This window comes from Chromobacterium sp. FG89 (genome assembly GCF_057808735.1).
This window is the reverse complement of the sequence record NZ_JBMDIQ010000002.1, coordinates 124603-148122: the sequence shown is the minus strand read 5'-3', so window position 1 is coordinate 148122 and position 23520 is coordinate 124603. Positions and strand designations below refer to the sequence as shown.

Annotated in this window: 25 protein-coding genes; 11 read left to right on the top strand and 14 right to left on the bottom strand. The window is 63.4% G+C overall.

Annotated features, from left to right (window positions below):
- Positions 1-87 precede the first annotated feature (87 nt).
- The gene (gene mdtH / locus ACODRW_RS02615) at positions 88-1290 is read left to right on the top strand and encodes a multidrug efflux MFS transporter MdtH (RefSeq protein WP_488905125.1); all 1203 of its coding nucleotides are present in this window, start codon (positions 88-90) and stop codon (positions 1288-1290) included.
- A gap of 85 nt (positions 1291-1375) precedes the next feature.
- Here mdtH and ACODRW_RS02610 read toward each other — a convergent pair whose 3' ends face one another.
- Positions 1376-1579, bottom strand: a complete 204-nt coding sequence (locus ACODRW_RS02610) for a cold-shock protein (RefSeq protein WP_019101271.1) — start codon at positions 1577-1579, stop codon at positions 1376-1378.
- Between the two features lie 231 nt (positions 1580-1810).
- Here ACODRW_RS02610 and clpS point away from each other — a divergent pair, with 231 nt between their 5' ends.
- Complete coding sequence (gene clpS, locus ACODRW_RS02605; protein WP_019101854.1) at positions 1811-2119, top strand: ATP-dependent Clp protease adapter ClpS; 309 nt, start codon at positions 1811-1813, stop codon at positions 2117-2119.
- Complete coding sequence (gene clpA, locus ACODRW_RS02600) at positions 2119-4395, top strand: ATP-dependent Clp protease ATP-binding subunit ClpA (RefSeq protein WP_227106924.1); 2277 nt, start codon at positions 2119-2121, stop codon at positions 4393-4395. The genes clpS and clpA overlap by 1 nt, the downstream gene beginning before the upstream one ends.
- A 53-nt stretch (positions 4396-4448) precedes the next feature.
- Here clpA and xerD read toward each other — a convergent pair whose 3' ends face one another.
- The 8 genes from xerD to ACODRW_RS02560 all read right to left on the bottom strand — a co-directional run bounded on the left by xerD (position 4449) and on the right by ACODRW_RS02560 (position 11825).
- Positions 4449-5357, bottom strand: coding sequence for a site-specific tyrosine recombinase XerD (xerD, locus tag ACODRW_RS02595; protein WP_488905124.1), 909 nt, complete (start codon positions 5355-5357; stop codon positions 4449-4451).
- Positions 5358-5553: 196 nt separating this feature from the next.
- Entirely contained in the window at positions 5554-6021 is a 468-nt protein-coding gene (locus ACODRW_RS02590) for a methylated-DNA--[protein]-cysteine S-methyltransferase (protein WP_107798150.1), read from the bottom strand.
- 85 nt (positions 6022-6106) lie between these two features.
- Entirely contained in the window at positions 6107-6475 is a 369-nt protein-coding gene (gene rplS, locus ACODRW_RS02585) for a 50S ribosomal protein L19 (protein ID WP_019102875.1), read from the bottom strand.
- 3 nt (positions 6476-6478) lie between these two features.
- A complete protein-coding gene (gene trmD, locus ACODRW_RS02580; RefSeq protein WP_048415670.1) occupies positions 6479-7246 on the bottom strand; it encodes a tRNA (guanosine(37)-N1)-methyltransferase TrmD in 768 nt (255 codons plus the stop codon).
- A complete protein-coding gene (gene rimM, locus ACODRW_RS02575; protein ID WP_488905123.1) occupies positions 7246-7752 on the bottom strand; it encodes a ribosome maturation factor RimM in 507 nt (168 codons plus the stop codon). The genes trmD and rimM overlap by 1 nt, the downstream gene beginning before the upstream one ends.
- Before the next feature lie 35 nt (positions 7753-7787).
- Complete coding sequence (rpsP, locus tag ACODRW_RS02570; protein ID WP_019102878.1) at positions 7788-8036, bottom strand: 30S ribosomal protein S16; 249 nt, start codon at positions 8034-8036, stop codon at positions 7788-7790.
- A 106-nt stretch (positions 8037-8142) separates the two neighbouring features.
- Positions 8143-10818 (bottom strand): bifunctional acetate--CoA ligase family protein/GNAT family N-acetyltransferase, encoded by a 2676-nt coding sequence (locus tag ACODRW_RS02565; protein WP_107798148.1) that lies wholly within the window; start codon positions 10816-10818, stop codon positions 8143-8145.
- Positions 10815-11825, bottom strand: a complete 1011-nt coding sequence (locus ACODRW_RS02560; protein WP_227106919.1) for a cation diffusion facilitator family transporter — start codon at positions 11823-11825, stop codon at positions 10815-10817. The genes ACODRW_RS02565 and ACODRW_RS02560 overlap by 4 nt, the downstream gene beginning before the upstream one ends.
- 188 nt (positions 11826-12013) lie before the next feature.
- Between ACODRW_RS02560 and nadA the strand changes: the two genes are divergently transcribed.
- The 5 genes from nadA (at position 12014) to rpoS (ending at position 16630) form a co-directional block, all read left to right on the top strand.
- Positions 12014-12931 carry a quinolinate synthase NadA gene (nadA, locus tag ACODRW_RS02555; RefSeq protein ID WP_107798147.1) on the top strand — a complete coding sequence of 306 codons (918 nt, stop codon included), beginning with the start codon at positions 12014-12016 and terminating at the stop codon, positions 12929-12931.
- Positions 12932-13061: 130 nt separating this feature from the next.
- A complete protein-coding gene (gene surE / locus ACODRW_RS02550; protein WP_048415674.1) occupies positions 13062-13808 on the top strand; it encodes a 5'/3'-nucleotidase SurE in 747 nt (248 codons plus the stop codon).
- A complete protein-coding gene (locus tag ACODRW_RS02545) occupies positions 13790-14461 on the top strand; it encodes a protein-L-isoaspartate(D-aspartate) O-methyltransferase (protein WP_019102883.1) in 672 nt (223 codons plus the stop codon). The genes surE and ACODRW_RS02545 overlap by 19 nt, the downstream gene beginning before the upstream one ends.
- The gene (locus tag ACODRW_RS02540; RefSeq protein ID WP_488905122.1) at positions 14374-15633 is read left to right on the top strand and encodes a peptidoglycan DD-metalloendopeptidase family protein; all 1260 of its coding nucleotides are present in this window, start codon (positions 14374-14376) and stop codon (positions 15631-15633) included. The genes ACODRW_RS02545 and ACODRW_RS02540 overlap by 88 nt, the downstream gene beginning before the upstream one ends.
- 49 nt (positions 15634-15682) lie before the next feature.
- Positions 15683-16630, top strand: a complete 948-nt coding sequence (rpoS, locus tag ACODRW_RS02535; protein ID WP_019102885.1) for an RNA polymerase sigma factor RpoS — start codon at positions 15683-15685, stop codon at positions 16628-16630.
- 50 nt (positions 16631-16680) lie between these two features.
- On the opposite strand, the gene ACODRW_RS02530 is transcribed toward rpoS, so the two are convergent.
- From ACODRW_RS02530 to ACODRW_RS02520, 3 genes are read right to left on the bottom strand one after another with little or no spacing between them, the layout of a single operon-like run.
- A complete protein-coding gene (locus tag ACODRW_RS02530; protein ID WP_488905121.1) occupies positions 16681-18618 on the bottom strand; it encodes a transglutaminase TgpA family protein in 1938 nt (645 codons plus the stop codon).
- The gene (locus ACODRW_RS02525) at positions 18605-19573 is read right to left on the bottom strand and encodes a DUF58 domain-containing protein (RefSeq protein ID WP_488905120.1); all 969 of its coding nucleotides are present in this window, start codon (positions 19571-19573) and stop codon (positions 18605-18607) included. The genes ACODRW_RS02530 and ACODRW_RS02525 overlap by 14 nt, the downstream gene beginning before the upstream one ends.
- Positions 19557-20453, bottom strand: coding sequence for an AAA family ATPase (locus ACODRW_RS02520; protein WP_488905119.1), 897 nt, complete (start codon positions 20451-20453; stop codon positions 19557-19559). Before ACODRW_RS02520 ends, ACODRW_RS02525 begins: the two co-directional genes overlap by 17 nt.
- A 73-nt stretch (positions 20454-20526) precedes the next feature.
- Between ACODRW_RS02520 and ACODRW_RS02515 the strand changes: the two genes are divergently transcribed.
- Positions 20527-21486: a histone deacetylase family protein gene (locus tag ACODRW_RS02515; RefSeq protein ID WP_107798142.1), complete on the top strand. Its 960-nt coding sequence runs from the start codon at positions 20527-20529 to the stop codon at positions 21484-21486.
- Between the two features lie 62 nt (positions 21487-21548).
- On the opposite strand, the gene plsY is transcribed toward ACODRW_RS02515, so the two are convergent.
- Positions 21549-22178, bottom strand: coding sequence for a glycerol-3-phosphate 1-O-acyltransferase PlsY (gene plsY, locus ACODRW_RS02510; protein WP_107798141.1), 630 nt, complete (start codon positions 22176-22178; stop codon positions 21549-21551).
- Between the two features lie 73 nt (positions 22179-22251).
- Here plsY and ACODRW_RS02505 point away from each other — a divergent pair, with 73 nt between their 5' ends.
- Positions 22252-22611 carry a dihydroneopterin aldolase gene (locus ACODRW_RS02505; protein WP_048415680.1) on the top strand — a complete coding sequence of 120 codons (360 nt, stop codon included), beginning with the start codon at positions 22252-22254 and terminating at the stop codon, positions 22609-22611.
- 73 nt (positions 22612-22684) lie between these two features.
- Positions 22685-23110 carry a PaaI family thioesterase gene (locus tag ACODRW_RS02500; RefSeq protein ID WP_488905118.1) on the top strand — a complete coding sequence of 142 codons (426 nt, stop codon included), beginning with the start codon at positions 22685-22687 and terminating at the stop codon, positions 23108-23110.
- A 62-nt stretch (positions 23111-23172) separates the two neighbouring features.
- Here ACODRW_RS02500 and ACODRW_RS02495 read toward each other — a convergent pair whose 3' ends face one another.
- The gene (locus ACODRW_RS02495; RefSeq protein ID WP_488905117.1) at positions 23173-23463 is read right to left on the bottom strand and encodes a hypothetical protein; all 291 of its coding nucleotides are present in this window, start codon (positions 23461-23463) and stop codon (positions 23173-23175) included.
- Positions 23464-23520 lie beyond the last annotated feature (57 nt).

Below are 23520 nucleotides of genomic sequence, written 5' to 3'. Positions count from 1 at the left end.
AAGAAAATCCAATATTAACTATTACGGATTAGTCAGTTTCAGAATATCAGGAGCCTTCATAGAATGACATGAAAATAAGGAGATTTCATGGCGCTGCTAAAGCGGGCCCGGACCTTGGGCAAAGGCTTCATCCTGCTGGACAACCTGATCGTGGTATTTGGTTTCTTCATGGTCTTTCCGCTGATCAGCCTGCATTTCGTCGATCAACTGGGCTGGACCGCGGCCGCGGTGGGCTTTGGGCTGGGTTTGCGCCAGTTCACCCAGCAAGGACTGGGCTTGTTCGGCGGCTCCCTGGCCGACCGTTTCGGCGCCAAACCGCTGATCGTGGCCGGCATGCTGCTGCGAGCCGCCGGCTTTGCCGCCATGGCGCTGGCGAACGCGCCGTGGCAGCTCTGGCTGTCCTGCCTGCTCTCCGGCCTGGGCGGCACGCTGTTCGATCCGCCGCGCTCCGCGCTGGTGGCCAAATTGACGCGGCCGCGCGAACGCAACCGCTTCTATTCGCTGCTGATGATGCAGGACAGCGCCGGCGCGGTGGGCGGCGCCTTGTTCGGCTCCTGGCTGCTGCAATTCGACTTCCGCTGGGTATGCCTGGGCGGCGCCATCGCGTTTTTGGCGGCGGCGGCGGCAAACGCCTGCCTGCTGCCGAACTACCGCGTCGCCGCCCGGCGGGCGCCCGCGCTGGCCTCCATCCGCATCGTGCTGAACGATCATCGTTTCCTGAAGCTGGTGCTCACGCTCAGCGGTTATTACCTGCTCAGCGTGCAGATCATGCTGTTGCTGCCCATCGCCATCAAGCAATTGACCGGCACCGCCCAGGCCGTGGGCTGGATGTACGGCCTGGAAACCGCCTTGTCGCTGAGCCTGCTCTATCCTTTGGCGCGGCTGGGCGAACGCCATTTCCGCCTGGAAACCCGGGTACTGGCCGGCATCGCGTTGATGAGCCTCAGCCTGGCCTGCATGGCCGTGGCGCGGCAGCCGCTGACCGCCTTCCTCATCCTGGCCGCCTTCTTTCTCGGTACCCTCATCACCGAACCGGCGCGGGAAACCCTGGTGGCCAGCCTGGCCCGTCCGGAAGCCAGAGCCAGCTATATGGGCGCCAGCCGGCTGGGCCTGGCCCTGGGCGGCGGCGGCGGCTTTCTCGCCGGCGGCTGGCTCTACGACTTTGCCCAAAGCCGGCATCAAGCCGGCCTGCCCTGGCTGCTGCTGGCCGCAGCGGGCGCGCTCACCTTCATCGCGCTGGCGCGCCAGTTTGGTCCCACCGCGCCGCGGACGCTCAAACAAGCGGCCTGACAACAACAAAAGCCCGCCGGATGGCGGGCTTTTCATCAATCAGCTGGGCTGTTTGCCTTGCGACAAACAGACAGTAAAACCGGTGTTACGCGTTCTGAATATTGGACGCTTGCTTGCCCTTCGGACCGGACACCACTTCAAAGCTTACACGTTGCCCTTCTTTCAGGGTTTTGAAGCCTTGCATGTTGATGGCCGAGAAGTGAGCGAACAAATCCTCGCCGCCTTCATCCGGAGTAATGAAGCCAAAGCCTTTAGCGTCATTGAACCACTTAACGGTACCTAATGCCATTCTTACTTCCTTGCAAAAAAAGGCTGGTGAAGCCGACCAACTTAGAGCTTAATAAGAGTTGTCTGGCTTGCCTTGCGCAAAAAAATGCCAAACAGTTAAGCCAAGCACCAGCTGCATTTCTACGCAACCCGCCGCTCATCGTCAAGTCGTAGAGGAAAAGTGCCAGTCCCCTTGAAAAAAACTCTCGGGGAACCCAAATTGAAGTAAGACGCAGATTCCACGAAAGCCGACATGTCTACGCAGTTCAAGGACGATGCCATACAAGAGGCGTCCCGGGTTAGGGAAAACCCACCCCCGATGTATAAGGTCTTGTTATTGAACGATGATTTTACCCCGATGGATTTTGTGATCCAGGTCCTCCAGCAGTTCTTCTACATGAACCGCGAAAAGGCCACTCACATCATGCTGCAAGTCCACACGCAAGGTCACGGCGTGTGTGGCGTTTATACCAAAGACGTGGCTGCAACAAAGGTCGAGCAGGTGTTGCAATATGCGAAAGCGCACCAGCATCCGCTCCAGTGCGTTATGGAGGAAAACTGATGATTGCCCAGGAGCTTGAAGTAAGCCTGCACATGGCGTTCATGGACGCAAGGCGCAAGCGCCACGAGTTCATCAGCGTGGAGCATCTGTTACTCGCGATGACCGACAACCCGTCGGCCGCCGAAGTACTGCGCGCATGTGGAGCCAACATCGACCAGCTGAAAAAACAGCTGGGCGATTTCATCGATGAGCACACCCCCACCGTGCCCGGGGAGGCGGAGGTGGAAACTCAACCCACTCTCGGCTTCCAGCGCGTGATACAGCGCGCGATCCTGCACGTGCAGTCTTCCGGCAAAAAAGAGGTGACCGGGGCTAACATCCTGGTGGCCATCTTCGGCGAGAAGGACTCCCACGCGGTGTACTATCTGCACCAGCAAGGCATTTCGCGGCTGGACGTGGTGAATTTCATTTCTCACGGAATCACCAAGCAGCGCTCGCAGCAGCAGCCGCAGGAGCCGCGCGACAGCAGCGGCGAAGCGGAGAGCGAGGAGCAGGCCACCGGTCCGGGCGGCGCGCTGGAAAACTACACGCTGAACCTCAACCAGCAGGCGCGCGACGGCAGGATAGATCCGCTGATCGGCCGCGAGTCCGAGCTGGAGCGCACCGTGCAGATTCTGTGCCGTCGCCGCAAGAACAACCCCTTGCTGGTGGGCGAGGCCGGCGTGGGCAAGACCGCCATCGCCGAAGGCCTGGCGCGCCGCATCGTCAACGGCGAAGTGCCGGAGATTCTGGGCAAGTCCACCGTCTACGCGCTGGACATGGGGGCGCTGCTGGCCGGCACCAAATACCGCGGCGATTTCGAACAGCGGCTGAAGGCGGTGATCAAGCAATTGACCGAGGACAGCAACGCCATTCTGTTCATCGACGAGATTCACACGCTGATCGGCGCCGGGGCGGCCTCGGGCGGCACGCTGGACGCGTCCAACCTGCTGAAGCCGGCCTTGTCCAACGGCAGCCTGCGCTGTATCGGGGCGACCACCTACAACGAATACCGCAGCATCTTCGAGAAGGACAACGCGCTGTCGCGCCGTTTCCAGAAGATCGACGTCAACGAGCCGACGGTGGAGCAGACCGTGGAAATCCTCAAGGGGCTGAAATCCCGCTTCGAGGCCCACCACGGCGTCAAATACACCCAGTCCGCGCTGTCCACCGCGGCGGAGCTGTCGGCGCGCTTCATCAACGACCGCCATCTGCCGGACAAGGCCATCGACGTGATCGACGAGGCCGGCGCCGCGCAGAAGATTCTGCCCAAGTCCAAGCAGAAGAAGGTCATCAACAAGACCGAGATCGAGGACATCGTCGCCAAGATCGCGCGCATTCCGCCCAAGACCGTGTCGTCCGACGACAAGAACGTGCTGAAGAACCTGGAGCGCGATCTGAAAAACGTGGTCTTTGGTCAGGAAAAAGCCATCGAAGGGCTGGCCAGCGCCATCAAGATGACGCGTTCCGGCCTGGGCAATCCGCAAAAGCCGATCGGTTCCTTCCTGTTCTCCGGTCCCACCGGCGTCGGCAAGACCGAAGTGGCGCGGCAACTGGCCTATATCCTGGGCGTGGAGCTGATCCGCTTCGACATGTCCGAGTACATGGAGCGCCACGCGGTGTCTCGGCTGATCGGCGCGCCTCCGGGCTATGTCGGCTTCGAACAGGGCGGCCAGTTGACCGAGGCGGTTAACAAGCATCCGTACGCGGTGGTCTTGCTGGATGAGATCGAAAAAGCGCATCCGGACATCTACAACGTGCTGTTGCAGGTGATGGACCACGGCACCCTGACCGACAACAACGGCCGCAAGGCGGACTTCCGCAACGTGGTGATCATCATGACCACCAACGCGGGCGCGGAGTCCCTGTCCAAGCCGACGCTGGGCTTCACCCAGACCAAGGCGGCCGGCGACGAGATGGGCGACATCAAGAAACAGTTCAGTCCGGAATTCCGCAACCGCCTGGACGCCATCATCCCGTTCAAGATGCTGGACGAGCAGATCATCCTGCAAGTGGTGGACAAGTTCCTGATGCAGCTGGAGCAGCAGTTGGCGGAGAAGCGGGTGGACATCCACTTCACCGACGAGCTGCGGCGCTACCTGGCGAAGAACGGCTTCGACCCGCTGATGGGCGCCCGCCCGATGGCGCGTCTGATCCAGGACACGCTGCGCAAGGCGCTGGCCGACGAGTTGCTGTTCGGCCGTCTGGTCACCGGCGGCGAAGTCACCGTCACCGTGGTAGACGACAAGGTGGAGCTGCAGTTCGACCACCAGGCCTTAGCGCCCGAACCGGCCTGATCTTGATACGGCAATACGCAACGCCCGCTGACGCGGGCGTTTTTCTTTTCATCTCAACCGCGAGGATGATGTTTGGCGTGCAGCTGTTTCAAGCGCTCGCGCGCCACATGGGTATAGATCTGCGTGGTGGAAATGTCAGAATGCCCCAGCAGCAGCTGCACCACGCGCAAATCCGCGCCGTGGTTGACCAGATGGGTGGCAAAGGCGTGACGCAACACGTGCGGGCTCACCGCCGGCAAGCCCTGGCGCTTGGCGTACTGCGAGATCAGATGCCAGGCCATCTGCCGCGTCATGCCCGCCTTGCGCTGGGTCACGAACACCGTGTCGCAGACCGCGCCCGCCAGCAATAGCGGCCTCGCCTCGGACAGATAACGCTGCAGCCACTCCTGGGCCAGCTCCCCCAAGGGCACCAGTCTCTCCTTATTGCCCTTGCCCATGGTCTTGACCAGGCCGTCCAGCAAATTCACTTGTTGCAGGGTCAAGCCCACCAGCTCCGACACCCGCAAGCCGCTGGCGTAAAGCAGCTCCAGCATCGCGCGGTCGCGCAGGCCCAGCGGCGTGCCCACGTCCGGCGCTTCCAGCAAGGCTTCCACATGCCGCTCGGACAGGGATTTGGGCAAGCGCGGCCCTTGTTTGGGCGCGCGCAAGCGCGCGCAAGGGTCGTCGCCGCGCAAACCCGCCTGCGCCAGATATTGATAAAAGCGCTTCATCGCCGACACCATCCGCGCCCGGGTCGCCGGCTTCTCTCGGTCCACGCCCAGCAAAAGCGCCTGCTCCAGGTGCTCAGAAGCGGCCTCCGTCAGGCTAACGCCCTCGTCTCCCAGTCTCGCTGCCAGCTTGCCCAGATCGCGCCGATACGCGGCCAGGGTGTTCTTGGACAGGCCGTCGCTCAACCATAACTGGTCCAGAAACGCGTCGATGACCTCCTCGGCCGCCTTCATTGCTTCGCTGCTCGCATCCATTATTGTCGTCGTCCGCCGATATGCGCGTCAGGCCGCCGCCCGCGCGAAACATCCATACTGAATAACCCTCAGTCTTTGTCCGCCTCGCGGGCAAAACATTCCCCTGCTCCCCTTCAAGGCGAGCCCGGGCCTCGCGCAATGCCCTCGACTCGCGCCTCAACAGACGCAAAGCGGCGCCTTGCGCGCGTCCCTCCGCTCAACAACCGAACTCATGCGCCAGCAGCCACTGCTTGATGTCCACGGTTTCCCGGCCCAAGGAGCGATTGAAGCCGCCTAGGCTGTTGCGGGCCACCACACGGTGGCAAGGCACGATGATGGGCACCGGATTGCGCCCGCAGGCATTGCCCACCGCCCGCGCCGACGAGCCCAGCGCCGTGGCGATATCCTGATAGCGCGCCATCTGCCCGCAGGGAATCCGTTCTATCTCGCGCCAGACGCGCTGCTGGTGCTCGCTGCCCCGCAAACGATAAGGCAGGCTGAAGCCAAAGCGCGGATCGACGAAATAAGCGCGCAGCTGTTCCGCCACCTCCTGCTCCAGACTGCGCGGTTCCGGCGGCCTGAGGGCTTGCCGCTCAGCCAGGAATTCCAGATTCACCAGCGCGCCGTCGAGACATACCATGCCCAGCTGCCCGAACGGCGCGTCGATCACCGCGCTGTATTCCATGTGTCCGCCTCCGGATAATAAAAAAGCGCAAGGCATCGCCTTGCGCTTTGAACTGTCATCAAGCCTAAGCCTGACTCGACAAGGCTTAGCCTTGCTTGCGAGCCGGCAGTTTTTCCTTGATGCGTGCGGATTTGCCGGTACGGCCGCGCAGGTAGTACAGCTTGGCGCGACGCACATCACCACGGCGCTTCACTTCAACGGAAGCCACCAGCGGGGAGTAGGTTTGGAAAGTACGCTCTACGCCTTCGCCGGCGGACATCTTGCGCACGGTGAAAGCGCTGTTCAGGCCAGCGTTTTTCTTGGCGATAACCACGCCTTCGTAAGCCTGCAGACGTTCGCGGTTGCCTTCCTTAACCTTCACCTGAACGACGATGGTGTCGCCCGGGGCGAATTCCGGCAGGGTTTTGCCCAGGCGGGCGATTTCTTCTTGCTCGAGTTTCTGGATCAGATCCATGATTCACTCCTGGTTTTTCTGGAGATCTTGTTCCTGCTGGTACTCCGCCAGCAGCCGAGATTCCTGTTTTGTCAAAATACGGCCTTGCAGCAAATCCGGGCGACGTTGCATCGTCCTGCCCAGAGCCTGTTTCAGCCGCCATTTAGCGATCAGCGCATGATTACCGGACAACAGCACGTCCGGCACCCGCATGCCCTGATAGTCTTCGGGTCGGGTATAGTGCGGACAATCAAGAAGCCCGTCCACAAATGAATCTTCGTAAGCCGACTGCGCGTCGTTCAGGACGCCGGGCAGCAAACGCACCACCGCGTCCATCAGCACCATGGCCGGCAGCTCGCCGCCGGACAGCACGTAGTCGCCTATGGAAATCTCCTCGTCGACCTCGCGCTGGATCAACCTCTCGTCCACGCCCTCGTAGCGGCCGCACAGCAGGATCAGGCCTGCTCTTTGCGACAGCTCCGCCGCCTTCGCATGCGTCAGCGGACGGCCTTGCGGCGAAAGATAAATCACATGGCTGCGCTCGGCTCCGGCTTGCGCCTGCCTCGCCCTGGCCGCCGCGATGGACTGCGCCAGGGGCTCGATCTGCATCACCATGCCGGGGCCGCCGCCATAAGGCCGGTCGTCTACCCGGCGGTAGTTGTCATGCGTGAAATCGCGAGGATTCCAGGCCTGAAAACCCCAAATGCCCAAATCAAGCGCCCGCTGGCTAACGCCAAAGCGGGCGATGGAATCGAACATCTCCGGAAACAGCGTTACCGCGTCGATCTGCATCAGTAGTCCAGACCCCAGTCCACCTGGATCTTGCCTGCGGCAAGCTGAACTTCCAGCACATACTGATCCACAAAGGGAATCATGCGCTGGCCGTCCGCGCCTTGCACCACCAACACATCGTGCGCGCCGGTTTCCATCAATTCGCTGACTTTGCCCAGCACTTCGCCTTGCAGATTGACGACTTCCAGACCGATCAGATCGGTCCAGTAGTATTCGCCTTCCTCGGCGGCCGGCAACTCTTCGCGCGGCACGGCGATCTGCATGCCGCGCAGGGCTTCGGCCGCATCGCGGTCTTCCACGCCTTCCAGCTTGGCGGCAAGCGCCTTGGGCTGGAGAGCGCCGTTTTCAAATGTGTACGGCTTCCAGTCGTTCTCCTTGCCCAGCCACCAGACCGGGTAGTCGAACAGACCGTCAGCGTATTCGGTGTCGGCCTGGACTTTCACCCAGCCCTTGACACCAAAGGCGCCACGCACAAACCCCATCACTACGAGATCTTCGTTGCGCATGCGCCTAGTCCGTCAGTTGATGTGTCAACGAACGCTTAGGCAGCGGCCTTCTGCTCTTTCAGCAGCTTGGCAACGGCGTCGGAAACTTGAGCGCCAACGCCAACCCAGTGGTTCAGGCGGTCCATGGTGAAACGAACGCGCTCTTGCTTCTCGTTGGCAACCGGGTTGTAGAAGCCAACGCGCTCGATGAAGCGACCGTCACGACGGTTACGGGAATCGGTCACCACGATGTTGTAGAACGGACGGTTCTTGGCGCCGCCACGTGCCAGACGAATCACTACCATTGTCGATTGTCCTTGAATAAAAACGGTATGAGAAAAGCCCACGATTTTAGGTCAGTTTTCCCTTATCTTGCAAGCGCTTAATGCAAGACGCCTGTCAAGCCCGCCGTTACAAGCTCTTGGACACCATGGTCAGGGCCCGGTCTTCCGGGTGCGGCTCCACGGAAAAGCCCAGCTTGTGCATCAGTTTCAACATGCCCTTATTGCCGGCCAACACCTCGCCGCGCATCACTTTCAGGCCCTGCTCCCGCGCCGCGTCGAACAAGGCGCTCATCAGAAGATAGCCTATGCCCTTGCCTTGCCAGCGGTCGGCCACCTCCAGCGCGAACTCGCAGCCCTCGTTGTCCGGATCGGTGATGAAACGCGCCACCGCCAGCATTTCCTCGCCGTCTTTTTGTTCGCGCGTCATCGCCAGCGCCATCTCGCGGTCGTAATCCAGCTGGGTGAATCGCACCAACATGCTTTGCGACAATTGCTTGATGCTGGACAGGTAGCGGTTGTAGCGGCTCTCCTCGGACAGATTGCGTACGAACTCCTGTTGCATATCCGCATCTTCCGGACGCACCGGCCGCACCATCACATTGGTGCCGTCCTTCAATTTGGCGCACACCACCATATGGCTGGGATAAGGCATGATGGCCATATGGGCGTAGCGCTTCAAGTCCGGCCGCCGCGGCCTGACGATGATGCGGGCGTCCAGCGCGATCACGCCCTGCTCGTCGGCCACCAACGGATTGATGTCCATCTCGCGCAGCTCGGGCAGCTCGCACACCATTTCCGACACATGCAGCAGCACATCCTCCAACTCGTCCTGATCCACCGCCGGCAGGTTCTTGAACGCGCCCAGCAATTGGCCGATGCGGGTATGCCGGATCATGCTGGCCACCAGATAACCGTTGAGCGGCGGCAGGGATAGCGCGCGGTCGTGCATCACCTCCACCGCGATGCCCCCGGCGCCGAAAGTGATCACCGGCCCGAAGGCTTCGTCGTGGGTAACGCCTACCATCACTTCGCGGGCGAAGCGGCGCTTGCGCATGGGCTGCACCGACACCCCGTCGATGCGCGCCTCCGGCCGCGCCTGGCGCGTGCGGCCGATGATGGCGTCGAACGCCTCGCGCAGCGTCGCCTCATTGCTGATGTTCAGCTCCACGCCGCCAACGTCCGACTTATAAATAATGTCCGGCGAATCGATCTTCAGCACCACCGGGTAGCCGATCTTGTCGGCCTGCTTGACCGCCTCGTTGGCGGTACGCGCCAGCCGGGTGGGATTGACCGGAATCTGGAAGGCGGCCAGCACCTCCTTAGACTCGCGCTCGGACAGAATGTCGCGGCCGTCCTTCAACGCCGAGGCGATCACCTTGCGCGCCTTGGCCACGTCCGGGTCGGCGCGCTTGCCCTCCAGCGGCCCCGGCGTCTGCAACAGCAACTGCTGGTTGCGCTGATAAGCCGCCAGATTGCGGAACACTTCGATGCCGTACTCCGGCGCGCGGAAGTGAGCGCACTTGGCTTTGGAAAACAGTTCGCGGCTTTCCGACACCTTGGCGTCGCCCAGCCAAGACAGGAACAGCGGCTTGGCGGATTCGCGCTGCAAGCCGATCATCAACTGCGCCGTGGTCAGGTGGTCGGTGCCGGCCTGCGGGGTGAACACCACCATCACGCCATCCACATTGGGGTCGTCCAGACAGGCCTTCACCGCGGTGCGAAAACGCGAGGGACTGGCGTCGCCTATGATGTCCAGCGGGTTGCCATGCGACCAATTGCGCGGCAAGACCCCGTTGAGCAGTTCCACGGTGGAATCAGACAGCTTGGCCAGCTCCACCCGGTTGGAATAGGCGCTGTCGGCGGCCAGCACGCCGGGGCCGATGCCGTTGGTGACGATGGCCAGCCGCTTGCCGCCCACCCGGTAGTTGGCTGCCAGCACCTTGGCCGCCGTGAACAGCTGGGCGATGGTGTCGACCCGCAGCACGCCGGCGCGCGCCAGCGCGGCGTCGAACACATCGCCGCTCTCCACCAGATTGCTGGAATGCGTGACCCCGGTCACCGCGTCTTCATAGCGGCCGGACTTGATCACCACCACCGGCTTGGTGCGCGCCGCGGCGCGCAGCGCCGACATGAAGCGGCGCGCGTCGTGAATGTGGTGGACATGCAACAGAATGCCCTGGGTAAAGTTGTCCGCCACCAGGTAATCCAGAATTTCGCCGAAGCCGACGTCCAGCGCGTTGCCCACAGAAATCACGCTGGAAAAACCGATGCCCTTGCTGTCCGCCCAATCCAGCATCGCCGTGCACAGCGCCGACGACTGCGACACCAGCGCCAGATTGCCCGGCCTCACCTTGCTGGTGTAGTTGCTGGCGTTGAAGCCGGCCACCGGCCGCATCAGGCCCAGCACGTTCGGCCCCAGGATGCGGATGCCGAAATGGCGGCTGATGGACAGCGTCTCGTTGATGATCTCCCGCTCCAGCTGCTCACTGTCGGCGAACTCCTTGGCCAGCAGCACCGCCTTGATGCCCTTCTTGCCGCAGTCCTTCATGATCGCCGGCAGGGTGCGGGTGGCGGTCACCACCACCGCCAGATCCACGGGCTCGCTGATCTGGCGCACCGAAGCCACCGCGGGCACCCCGGCCACCACCTTGTGGTTGAGGTTGACCGGAAACAGCTTGCCCTGGAAGTTGCCCGCCAGCAGATTGGCGAACACCGCCTGCCCGATCGAGCCCGGCGTATCGCTGGCGCCGATCACGGCGACGCTGCGCGGCGAAAACAACGGTGTCAGGTAATGCGGCCTCATTGATGCTTATCCTCGGAAATAATGGTAACCGGCACGGTTTTCCCCGCCGGCGGCGGCAACGGCCACTCCGGCTGCAAAGTCACATGATCGATGCCGTACTCGCGCGACAGCATGCGCTGGCAAGCCGCCAGAATGCGCGGCCAATCCTGCGGCGCGGCCACCTGCAAATGCGCGGACAAGGCCACGCGGTCCGCGGCCATGGTCCAGACGTGCAGATCGTGCACCGATCTCACCCCGGCGATGCCGCCCAGGGCGCGGCCGATGCGGTTAAAATCCAGCTCCGCCGGCACCTCCTCCATCAACACCGCCAGCGACTTGCGCAGCAGCCGCCAGGTAGACGACAGAATCAGACAGGCCACCAGCATGGACAAGATCGGATCCGCCGGCGTCCAACCGGTCCAGTACACGATGGCCCCGGAAGCGATCGCCGCCAGCGAGCCCAGCAAATCCCCCATCACGTGCAGCAGCGCCGCCTTGCTGTTAAGGCTGTGCGCGCCGCGGCTCAGAATCCACACGGCCAGCACATTCACCAGCAGGCCGGCCACGGCGATGCCCATCACCCCCAGGCCGTTGACCGCGTGCGGCTCCAGCAAGCGCCGCACCGCCTCCACCGCGATGAAAACGATGACGCCGAACATGAACAAGCTGTTCAGAAACGCGCCTATCACCTCCGCGCGGCCATGGCCGAAAGAATGCGACTCGTCCGCAGGACGGCGGCCGATATGCGCCACCCACAAGGCCAGCAACAGCGAAATGGAATCGGTCAGCATATGGCCGGCGTCCGACAACAAGGCCAGCGATCCCGTCGCCCAGCCGCCCACCGCTTCCACGCAGGCGAAGCCTATCGTCAGCAGCGCCACCCAGCGCAAGGCGCGCATGCTGGCGGCGCGCGCCGCCGCGCCCGTCACCCCGCCGTGGGGATGGCGATGCGGGTGATTGTAATCGTGCTCGTCGTCATGCTCACCGCCCGCCGAGCCATCATCATGCAGACTGAACCTTGACGTCATCTTGACCTCCGGCAAGCCGAATCCATCGCGCCCCGCTTCGCCGCAAGGGCCTAACAAGAATGGACTGGCGCGGACACTACAATATTGTTAATCTTTGCTGTTTAGCAATAGCTCTTTACTGCACCGCACAAAGTCGCCACGCGCCCCTTGCTCCAACAAGGCCGGATGGCGGCGGGAGTCGATCCATCATGACGAAACGCGTCGTCACGCTTGCCCATTACTATACCCAGCCTGAAATCCAGAAAATGGCCGACAAGGTTGGCGACAGCCTGGAACTTTCTTTGTACGCCAAGGAAGCCAATGCCGACATCATCGTTTTTGCCGGCGTGCGCTTCATGGCGGAAACCGCGAAAATCCTCAATCCCCAGGCGGAAGTGATTCTGCCCGACGCCGGTTCCACCTGTTCGCTGGTGACACAGACCGACGTCGCCGCGCTGGCCAAATGGCGCAAGCAGCACCCGGACCACGTGCACGTTTCCTATATCAACTCCAGCGCCGAGCACAAAGCGCTGTCCGACTGGATCGTCACCAGCCGCAATGTGGACGACATCATTGCCCACCTGTACGCCGAAGGCAAAAAAGTGATCTTCTCGCCGGACCGCAATATGGGCGGCTACCTCAACTATCAGTACGGCTACGACATGCCGCTGTGGTCGGCGGTGTGCGAGGTGCACGACAAATTCAACGAAGCGGCGCTGGACGAGGCCTTCGCGGTCGCCGGCGCGGAGAAATACCTGATCGCCCATCCGGAAAGCCCGCTGCCGGTGCTGAAGAAGGCCGATTACGTCGGCTCCACCTCCGGCATGCTCAACTGGGTCAAGCAATTCTCCGGCAGCCCGGACGCGGTGATCTTCGTTGCCACCGAAGACGGCATCCTCTACAACATGGGACTGGCCCGTCCGGATCTGGACCTGCGTCAGGCGCCGATCTACGCCGGCTGCCAATGCAACTCCTGTCCGTACATGAAGATGAACACCATAGAAGCGGTCAAGCGCGCCCAGCAGGGCGTGGGCTTGCGCATCGACTACCTCAGCCGGGAACAGATGGACGCGGCGCGGCTGCCGATCGAGCGCATGCTGGAATTCAGCCAGCGTTACTACGCCTGAGCCGCTTTCCCCAACCCGCCCACCGGCGGGTTTTGTTTGTCCGTCTTCCACGCCGGACTTTTCCGCGTCATCGTTGGAGCGATACAATCAGCCGGGCCACCTTTGCCGGCAAGAACAATAGAAAGACAGCATGAAGTTTCTCATCAGCAACGACGACGGTTATTTCGCTCCGGGACTGGCTATGCTGGCGCAAACCCTGTCCCGCCACGGCGAAGTCGTCGTTGTCGCGCCGGAGCGGGACCGCAGCGGCGCCAGCAACTCCCTGACCCTGGATCGCCCCTTGACCGTGCGCAAGGCCGCCAACGGCTTTCACTACGTCAACGGCACCCCCACCGACTGCGTGCACCTCGCCGTGACCGGCATGCTGGACTTCAAGCCGGACATGGTGTTCAGCGGCATCAACCACGGCCCCAATATGGGCGACGACACCCTGTACTCCGGCACCGTGGCCGCCGCCACAGAAGGCTTCATGCTGGGCATTCCCTCCATCGCGGTGTCGCTGGCCGGCTATAGCGGCCAGCACTTCGCCAGCGCCGGCCTGGTCGTCGATCAACTGGTGGAACGCTGCAAGCGCAACCCCTTCCGCGAGCCGGTGCTGCTCAACGTCAACGTGCCCGACATCGCTCCGGAAGCGCTGGGCCAATTGACCGTCACCCGCCTGGGCCGCCGCCACTGCGCGCAGCCGGTGATCAAGTCTCAGAATCCTCGCGGCGAGACGATATACTGGGTAGGACCGGTCGGCAATGTGCAGGACGCCGGCGCGGGCACGGACTTCGGCGCGCTGGCCAACAACGATATTTCAGTGACGCCGCTGATGCTGGATTTAACCGCCTATGGCCAACTAGACGGAATCAAAACATGGCTACACCACAGCTGACGCCGGGCCAGCCGGCCTACGGCATGCTTTCCGACCGCACCCGACGCCGCATGGTCGAGCGCCTGCGCCAGAACGGCGTGGCCGACGAACGCGTGCTGACCGCGATGTCGGACGTGCCGCGTCACCTGTTTGTAGACCAGGCGCTGGCCACCCGCGCCTACGACGACGTGTCGCTGCCCATAGGCCACGGCCAGACCATCTCCCAGCCTTTCACCGTGGCGCGGATGACGGAAATCCTGTTGAATGGCAAGAAACCGGGCAAAGTATTGGAGATAGGCACCGGCTGCGGCTATCAGACCGCGGTGCTGCTGAAGACCGGCGCCGAGGTCTACTCCATTGAACGCTTGGGCGTCATTCTTGACAAAGCCAGACGCAATTTGCGCGCCGCCAAGCTGGTGCACGCCCGCCTGGTCCACGGCGACGGCCATTTCGGCCTGGCCGAGGCCGCGCCCTTCGACGGCATCATCATGACCGCCGCCGCGCGCAACATCCCCCAGGCCCTGGTCGAACAACTCAACGACGGCGGCCGCATGATCATGCCGATAGGCGAAGAGGAACAGTACTTGTGGCTGATAGAGAAAACCGCGCAAGGCCTGCAGAAAAGCCGGCTGGACCCGGTGAAATTCGTACCCTTGCTTGCCGGACGCAGTTAAAACTGCAAAAACACAACAGTTTCTTTGTCCGACAATTTATCAAATCACTTAAACAGACTATAAAAAACAAAAGTATGCTAAAAATGCATTGCAGCTATGCATATATATTCACGGCTTCGATCGGCATCGCCCTGAGCGGATGCAGCAGCATCGCCCAGCAACCGGCCCCCGTGGAAAGCGCAACGCCGGCCGTCGCGCGCAGCGCGCCGCCTTCGGCGCCCGTCGCGACAGGCGGCAACAGTGCGGCGGTGACGACGCCGTACCAGGATAACGGAGGAGTGTCCGCCGCGCCGATAGGCTCCGCCTCGGCGGCGGGCGCAACAACAAAAGAAAAGACCCATGTGGTTCAGCCGGGGGAAAACCTGTTCCGCATCTCTCTGAACAACGGCCTGAAATACAAGGACGTCGCGGCCTGGAACAACCTGCCGGACAACAACATCAAAGTAGGACAAGTACTGCGCTTGACCCCGCCCGGCGGCGATGCCCCTCCGGCGGCCAACGCCGGCCAGCCGACGGCCGGCGCCGCGCCGGTTCAGCCCAACGCGCCGGTGGAAAGTGCAACTGTCCAAGCAGGCGGTGTCAAGGCCTACCCCAAAGCCCTGAAACTGCCATACAGCGCAGAAGCAGCAAAAACCCTGTCCGCCCAGAGCGAGGGAGGACCGGGCAACAACAAGAACGCTCAAGCCCCGATCAGCGCCGCCGGCTCGCCGGCGACGGCAAGCGCTCCGGCCAAGACCGAAGCGCCGGCGGCAACGCCGTCCAGCAAGCCCGAGGCCAGCAAGCCCGCGGCGAAAACGGACGAAGACGCGGTGCCGTGGCTGTGGCCGACCGAAGGCAAGATGATCCGGGGATATTCCGATAGCAGCAAGGGCATAGACATCAGCGGCCGCAGCGGCCAGCCGGTGTTGGCGGCGGGAGACGGCAAAGTGGTGTACAGCGGCACCGGCCTGCGTGGCTACGGCAAGCTGATCATCATCAAGCACAATAAATCCTTCCTGTCGGCCTACGCCCACAATAGCCAGTTGCTCGTAAAGGAGGGCCAGTCTGTCAAGCGAGGGCAGAAGATTGCCGAAATGGGCAATTCCGACGCCGACCAAGTGAAACTGCACTTTGAAATCCGCCGCCTCGGCAAGCCGGTGGATCCGATGCAGTACCTTGACCATAAGTCCTGACGGGCGGCCGGGGCCCCCGTCCAGGATCAGAAAGAGACGGGGGTAGAACATGAGTAGCGAACTCGACATTCTCGAAGAGCAAGAAATTCTCGACGAGGAAAGCAATGAGGAAGCCGTTGCCGAAGTGGAGGCAGAGGAAGTCGGCGAAGCGCAGCCGGTATACGAAGAAGTTGCCGACGTCACCCAAATCTACCTCAACGATATCGGCAACAACGCCCTGTTGACGCCGCAGGAAGAACTGGCTCTGGCCCGCCGCGTGGTGGCCGGAGAGTTCGAAGCGCGGCAGAAGATGATCGAACACAATCTGCGGCTGGTGGTGAACATCGCCAAGCATTACATCAACCGCGGCCTGGCGCTGTTGGATCTGATCGAGGAAGGCAATATCGGTCTGATGCACGCGCTGGAGAAGTTCGACCCCGAGCGCGGCTTCCGCTTCTCCACCTATGCCACCTGGTGGATACGCCAGAGCATAGAGCGCGCCATCATGAACCAATCTCGCACCATCCGCCTGCCGGTGCACGTGATCAAGGAGCTCAACGTTTATCTGCGCGCTTCGCGCCACCTGGAAAGCCAGATCGGCCGCGAGCCGACGCTGGACGAAATCGCCCACCTGGTGGGCAAGCCGGTGGACGATGTGCGCAAGGTGATGAACCTCAACGAGCGCATGGCCTCGCTGGACGCGCCGCTGGACATCGATCCGATGCTGTCTATCGGCGAGTCCATCCCGGACGAGCAGCACGACGAGCCGGAAATCCAGTTGCACAACAGCCAGCTGGAGCATTTCGTCCATGAATGGCTGGGCCAGTTGAACGAGAAGCAGAAACTGGTGATCGAACGCCGTTACGGTCTGAACGGCTACGAGATCTGCACGCTGGAGGAATTGGCCGCCGCGCTGAGCCTGACCCGCGAACGCGTGCGCCAGATCCAGATCGAAGGCCTGGAACAGCTGCGCCGCATCCTGCGCCGCAAGGGCATCTCCAAGGACTTCCTGCTGTAGCGCGCCAGCGTCGACCGCAGCCAGCAGCCCCCGGCTCTCCGGGGGCTTCGTCATTTCCTCGCCAGACGGAAACGGCGGCTGCGACGCAGCCAGTCCCGCTGCCGGGCGGCGTCCGCGGCGCGCGAACGATAACGCAAGGCCACGTATTCGCTCACCAGGGTTTTCAACTGCGCGTATTCCGCTGCCGCCAGGTCGGGCTTGGCGCGACGCAGCAGCTCCAAGGGCCCGTCGCAAGGACCGGCCTCTATCCGCCGCCGGCGCAATTGCGCCAACAACAGCCGCCAGCCCCTCGCCATCGGCTCCTCGCGTCCGCGCCCTCGCCGCCACCACCAGGCCAGCGGCAAACCCGCCAGCAAGACGCCGACGAACAGGGCCTGCAACACGCTGCTCGCGCTCACGCTCTCGCCCAGGCCCAAGCGTTGAAACACATTGCGCTGCCGCGCGGCGTCGTAGCCCACCACCCATTGCTGCCAGGCGAAACCCGCGGCCTGCCAGTTCTGGCGCAGATTGCGCAACCAGGCCGGCGGCAAACCCGCCATCCCGCGCTCCCTCAAGGCCGGCACGCTCTGCTCCGCGCCATCCGCCAGGCGCAGCGGCGCCACCGCGCTAGTGGGATCGACGCGCAGCCATTGCCGGCTTTCCGCCAGCCAAATCTCCACCCAGGCGTGCGCGTCGGACGACTTCACCTGCCAGAAACGCCCCACCGGATTGTATTCTCCGCCCTGATAACCGACGACAATCCGCGCCGGCATGCCCGCGGCGCGCGCCAGAAACGCCAGTGCCGACGCGTAATGCTCGCAAAAGCCCTGCCGGCTGGAAAACAGGAATTGATCGACCTCGTCTTGCCGGTCCAGCAAGGGCGGATTCAGCGTATAGCGAAAGCCCTGGCTTCGAAACGCTTGCAAGGCGGCCTGCGCGAAAGCGCCCTCCCCGCGCGCCGCCAGCTCTCGCGCCCAAGCGCGCGCGCGTGGATTGCCGGACGGCAAGCGCAGGTAAAACGCGCGCTCGGACTCGGACAAAACCGCCTGATAACGCGCGCCTAAGCGGCTGACGGCGTAAAAACGCTGAGTCCTCCTGTCCTTGGCGTCCCCGCGCAACACCATGCCGTACCGCAAACGCGACGCCTCGTCCGGCAGCGGCACATCCAGCGCCGGCAAGCGCCCCTTGTCCGGCTCCAGCGTAACCGCGTACTCCACCGTCTCCCCGCCGCTGACGCCCTCCGCTCCCGCGCCGCGCGCCTCCCCGTCGCCGCTCCAACGGCTGCCGTCGAAGCGGTCCAGCAACAAGACCCGCCAGTACATCTGCTCCCGCGGCGGCGCCCGCTGCGGGAACACCGCGGAAAACGCCGGTTCCCGGCTCAGAATCAGCTGGCTGACGCTGCCCGGCTCCAGGCTGTCGCCCAGGCCGCTGACCGCCTGCCTGCCCGGTTCGCTGGGCATGCTCCACAAGGGGCCGGACAGCCGCGGCATGATCACGAACAAGACCAGCATCAAGGGCAGCGCCAAGCCCAGGGCCGACGCGGCGGAGCGCAAGCTGCCGCGCCATGGCGCGCCCTCCAGCGCCGCCATCGCGCCGGTCAGCGCCAACAAACTCACGGCCAGCCAGGCCGCGGCCAACGGCGACTGGTCGAACAGCAAGGGCATGGCGGCCAGAAACACCCCCAAGGCGATCAACACCCGCCAATCCCGCAACTGAGCGCACTCCTGCGCCTTGAACCCCAGCAGCAACAGCAAAATGCCGACGCCGCCCTCGCGCCCCACCAGGGTGCCCAGCGTGCGCCAGGACAGCCAGGCGGCCAGCAGCAAGGGGGGCAACAACCACCAGAACGCCGGAGGCGCTCTGCGCCGCCAGACCAAGGCCGCCTTGCCCAGCAATAAGGCGAAGGCCAAGGCGACCAGCCAAAACGGCAGATGCAGCCATAGCGGCGCGGCGCTCAAGGCCACCGCGGCCAGCGCCGGCCACACTCTGGCGCGATCAGGAACGCTCATCGCCGCGCTCCAGATACAGGGCCAGAGCCGTCAGCGCCAATAAGCGCTGTTGCGGCTGCGGTCCCACGTTGCGCACCGGCAGCTTCAGCACATAGGGCTGGCGCTGGCGCTCGCACTGCTCCACGCGCCAGGCCAGGCGCGACAGCTTGAGCTCCACATCGCCGCCTCGACCGTAATCCTGCCAGTCCAAGGCCAGCAAGCCGGCCCGCCCTTCCCCGGCGAACTGCTTGCTGACCAGCGCACCGCGGCGCGCCAGCACTTTCCAGGCGATGCGGCGCGGCGAATCCCCGACTCGATACGTGTCCAGATGGGAGAAGTCCTCCTCCTCGCCCGGCAGCTCGCAGGGCTGATCCCCGCCGCCCTGGCTGCGGCCGCGCTGGCCGTCCTGCAAAGGCGCGGGAAACAGCAGCACCTGGGCCCTCAGCCTGACCCAGGCGCTGGCGCGCACCAGGCCGAACGGCGCCTCGCTCCAGACCTGGCAAGCCGGCAGGGCCATATAGCCGCGCCGGCTGCCGCAAACGCTCAGCGCCACCTCGAACTCCGCTCCGCCGGGCAGACGGTCAATCCGGGTTTCCATCCCGTCCTCCAGCGCCAGGCTCAGTTGACGCTCGCCCTCGTCCTCATGCTTCAACAAGACGCGGAAACGCGCGGCGTCGCCGGCGAAGACCGGCTCCGCGTCCAGCGCGCGCAGCTGCAGGCCGGCCAGCTGCCGGTAAGCCAAGAGCACGGCCACAAGCAATAAACCGGCCACCCAGAACGACAGCGCGTAAGCAAGGCTGACGTCGTAGTTCAAAGCGCCTATCCATACCGCCAGCGCCACCAGGCCCAGCGTCATGCCGAAACGGGTGGGCAGCAGATAGATGCGGTTTTGCTCCAGCCGGCAATGCGGCTGCGGCGTCGCGCGGCGCAACATCCATTGCCGCAGACGGCGACGCGGATCAAGGAATGGGAACATGAGCGAGCAGGCCGCCGGCGGCGTCGCCGCCGTTGCCGCCGAGCAGGCGATGGCCGGCCACGCTGGGAAAGACCGCTTTCACGTCCTCCGGCAACACGTGATCGCGCCCTTCCAGCAAGGCCCAGGCGCGCGCCGCAGCCGCCAGCGCCAGACCGGCGCGCGGGCTCAGCCCCGAAGCGAAGCGGCTGTCGCGGCGCGTGGCTTCGACCAAGGCCAGCACATAGCCGGCCAAGGCCGGACTGACGGTCAGCTCCGCGGCCTGGCGCTGCAGCGCGATCAAGTCGCCGGGACGCAGGGCCGGCACCAGCTTGGCCAGCAGCTGACGGCGGTCTTCGCCTTGCAGCAAGGCCAGTTCGGCCTCGCGCGGCGGGTAGCCCAGGGAGATGCGCATCAAGAAGCGGTCCTGCTGCGACTCCGGCAACGGAAAAGTGCCGGCCTGCTCCGCCGGGTTCTGGGTGGCGATGACGAAGAAGGGCTCGGGCAAGGGATAGGTGGCGCCGTCGACCGAAACCTGGCGCTCCTCCATTGCCTCCAGCAAGGCGGACTGGACCTTGGGCGAGGCGCGATTGATCTCGTCGGCCAGCAGCACCTGGGAAAACACCGGGCCTTGATGGAAGTGGAAGGAGGCGGAATCGCGCTGATAGATATTGACGCCGAGAATGTCCGAAGGAAGCAGATCGCTGGTGAACTGCACCCGGCGATATTCCAGGCCCAAGACCCCGGCCAGACCGTGAGCCAACGTGGTCTTGCCCACGCCGGGCACGTCCTCGATCAATAAATGACCCCGGGCGATCAGACAGGTCAAGGCCAGGCGGATCGCCTGCGGCTTGCCCAGGATCAGCTGATTCAGTTGACGATACGCAATGGAGAGAGATTGCATTTGCACCTGCTAACGCGCACTATTTATCGATATCGGATATCCTGCGTTCATTGTACGCAACAAGGAATCGCACGTGTTGACCTGGCTGAAAAAACGCTTGCAGCGTTCAGGCCTCACCGCCTACATCTCCCATCCCGAATGCCTGCAACACAATATGGGCGTCGGCCACCCGGAATGCCCCGAGCGCCTGATCGCCATCCGCGATCAATTGATGGCCTCGCAGATTCTGGACGGGCTGCAAGAGATCGAAGCGCCGGAGGTCACCGAACAGCAACTGGCCCGCGTGCATCCCCCCCACTATCTCGAATACCTGGAATCCTGCTCTCCCAGCATAGGCACTTTTCGCGTGGACCCGGACACCGCGATGTCCGCCGGCACGCTGCAAGCCGCCCGACGCGCCGCCGGCGCCGTGGTCAAGGCGGTGGAACTGGTGGCGGAGGACAAGGCGCCCAACGCCTTCTGCGCGATCCGCCCGCCCGGCCATCACGCCGAAAGCGGCAAGGCGATGGGCTTCTGCTTCTTCAACAATCTGGCGATCGGCGTCACCCACGCGCTGGCCCATTATCAGTTTGAACGGGTGGCGGTGATAGATTTCGACGTCCACCACGGCAACGGCACCGAGGAAATCCTGCGCGACGATCCGCGGGTCTTGATGGTGTCCATCTTCCAGCACCCCTTCTATCCCTATAGCGGCGACGAGCCGCTGGGCCCGAACATGCACAATGTGCCGCTCAAGGCCGGCAGCGGCGGCCGCGAGTTCCGCGAGGCGGTGGAAACGGTGTGGCTGCCGCTATTGCACGACTTCCAGCCGCAGATTCTTTTCATTTCCGCCGGCTTCGACGCTCATCGCGAAGACGATATGGGTTCGCTGGGGCTGGTAGAGGCCGACTACGAGTGGGTGACCCGCCACCTGATGCAGATCGCCGACCTCTACGCCGACGGCCGCGTGGTCTCGGTGCTGGAGGGCGGCTACGATCTGTCCGCGCTGGGCCGCAGCGTGGCCGCCCATCTGCGGGTGCTGTCCGACGGCTGAAACAGACCGCGCCAAAACAAAAGGCCGTCCAAGAGACGGCCTTTTCATGGGCTAAGCAAGGCTCAGGAAGAACTCTTGTCCGTCCCCTTGTCGCCTATTTTGTCCTCTTGACCGGTCAAGAGCTTGATCAGATTGGACTTGTGGCGATGCACCACCAGGATGGCGATGATGATGCAGCTGCCGAAGTACACGCTCTGCGGCCCGACGATGAAGTAGGCGTACACCGGCGTCAGCACGCAGGCGACGATGGCGGACAGCGAGGAAATCTTCAGCACGAAGGCGACGAACAGCCAGGTGGCCAGCGCCGCCAGCGCCAGCCACGGGCTGAAGCCCAACAGCACGCCCACCGCGGTGGCCACGCCCTTGCCGCCCTTGAAGCCGAAGAACACCGGCCACATGTGGCCGATCAGCACCGCCAGCGCCGCCAGCGCGATCGCCTGCTCGCCCAGGCCGTATCGCGGCCCGAACCAGGCGGTCAGCGCCACCGCCACCCAGCCCTTGATCCCGTCGCCGAGCAGGGTCAGCGCCGCCGCCAGCTTCTTGCCGCTGCGCAGCACATTGGTGGCGCCGGGGTTGCCGGAACCGTAACTGCGCGGGTCGGCCATGCCCATGGCCTTGCTGACAATCACCGCGAACGAGAGCGAGCCGATCAGATAGGCCGCAACAACAAAGGCAAAAGCTGTCGTGGTCATGGTGTATCCATTAGAATAGAAGGCTTCGGATTTTACGGTATCGGGCGGCAAACCCCAACTCCCAGACAGACTGATGGACATCATATTCCTGCGCGAAGTGCGCGCCGACACCATTATCGGTGTCTACGAATGGGAGCGGAAAGCCCCGCAAACCATTGAAATCGACCTGGAAATCGGCATTCCCAGCGAAGCGCCCTGTCACAGCGACAATATCGGCGACACCATACACTACGGCGTGGTGGTGGAGCGGCTGCGCAAGGCGCTGTCCGAACAGCATTTCCTGCTGCTGGAAGCGCTGGCCGAATACATCGCCAAGGTGATCCGCGAAGACTTCGGCGCGCCCTGGGCGCGCGTCTCGGTCACCAAGCTGGGCATCCTGCCCGGCGTCAAGCGCGTCGGCGTCTTGATCGAACGCGGCCACCGCCCGCGCTGAAGCCGAGCCGCCGGGCATTGACGCCCGCGCCCCGGCGCTTGATGATGTTTAGATCACAGCGCCGGAGCGCCTCATGTCTCGCTTATCCGTCCCGGAATTCCAGAACCTGATCGATCAGGAACTGCCCTTGGTCCGCCTGTTCGGCATCCAAACCGAATCCATCGCCGACGGCGGCGCAGTGTTGCGCATGCGCTTCAACCCGGATTTGATCCGGCCGGGCGGCACGATCGCCGGCCCCGCCTTAATGGCGCTGGCGGACGCCACGCTGTACGCGGTGGTGCTGGGGATGATAGGTCGGGTGGAGCTGGCGGTGACCACCAGCCTCAACATCAACTTCCTGCGCAAGCCGCCGCCGGCGGACGTGATCGCGGAAGGCCGCATTCTGAAGCTGGGCAAACGTTTGGCGGTGGGGGAAGTCTTGCTGCTGTCGGCCGAGCTGGAAGAAGCGGTGGCCCATGTCACCGGCACCTACTCAATCCCGCCTGCTCCCGGACGTTGAAGCGACGCCTTGTTTTAGGGCGCGTTAGACAGTCTCGCGGGCAAGCGCGGGGGAACACGCTCTCAGTCGGTGTTCACTTTCAAACGCAAGCCGAACTGCTTGGGCGTCAGACGCAAAGACAACTGGGCTTGCTTGTTCAGGTCCAGCACCGGAGATAGCGACAAACGGTTGCTGACCGCCTCCCGCTCAAAGCGCAGACCGCCGATGGTAATGTCCTTGCCGGCGTCCCGGGGCGCGGATTTGATCTCCCCGTCGGACGGAGAGGCGCAGGCCCAGGCTTGCGGCAGACACGCCGCCGCGGCGCCCGCACCCGCCCACAGTCCCAGCCACAACAGCAACAGCTTGCACGCCATGCGCTCCATCTCCGCCAGATGAAATGCGAGAACCTTCTCTCATCATGGACAATGGCG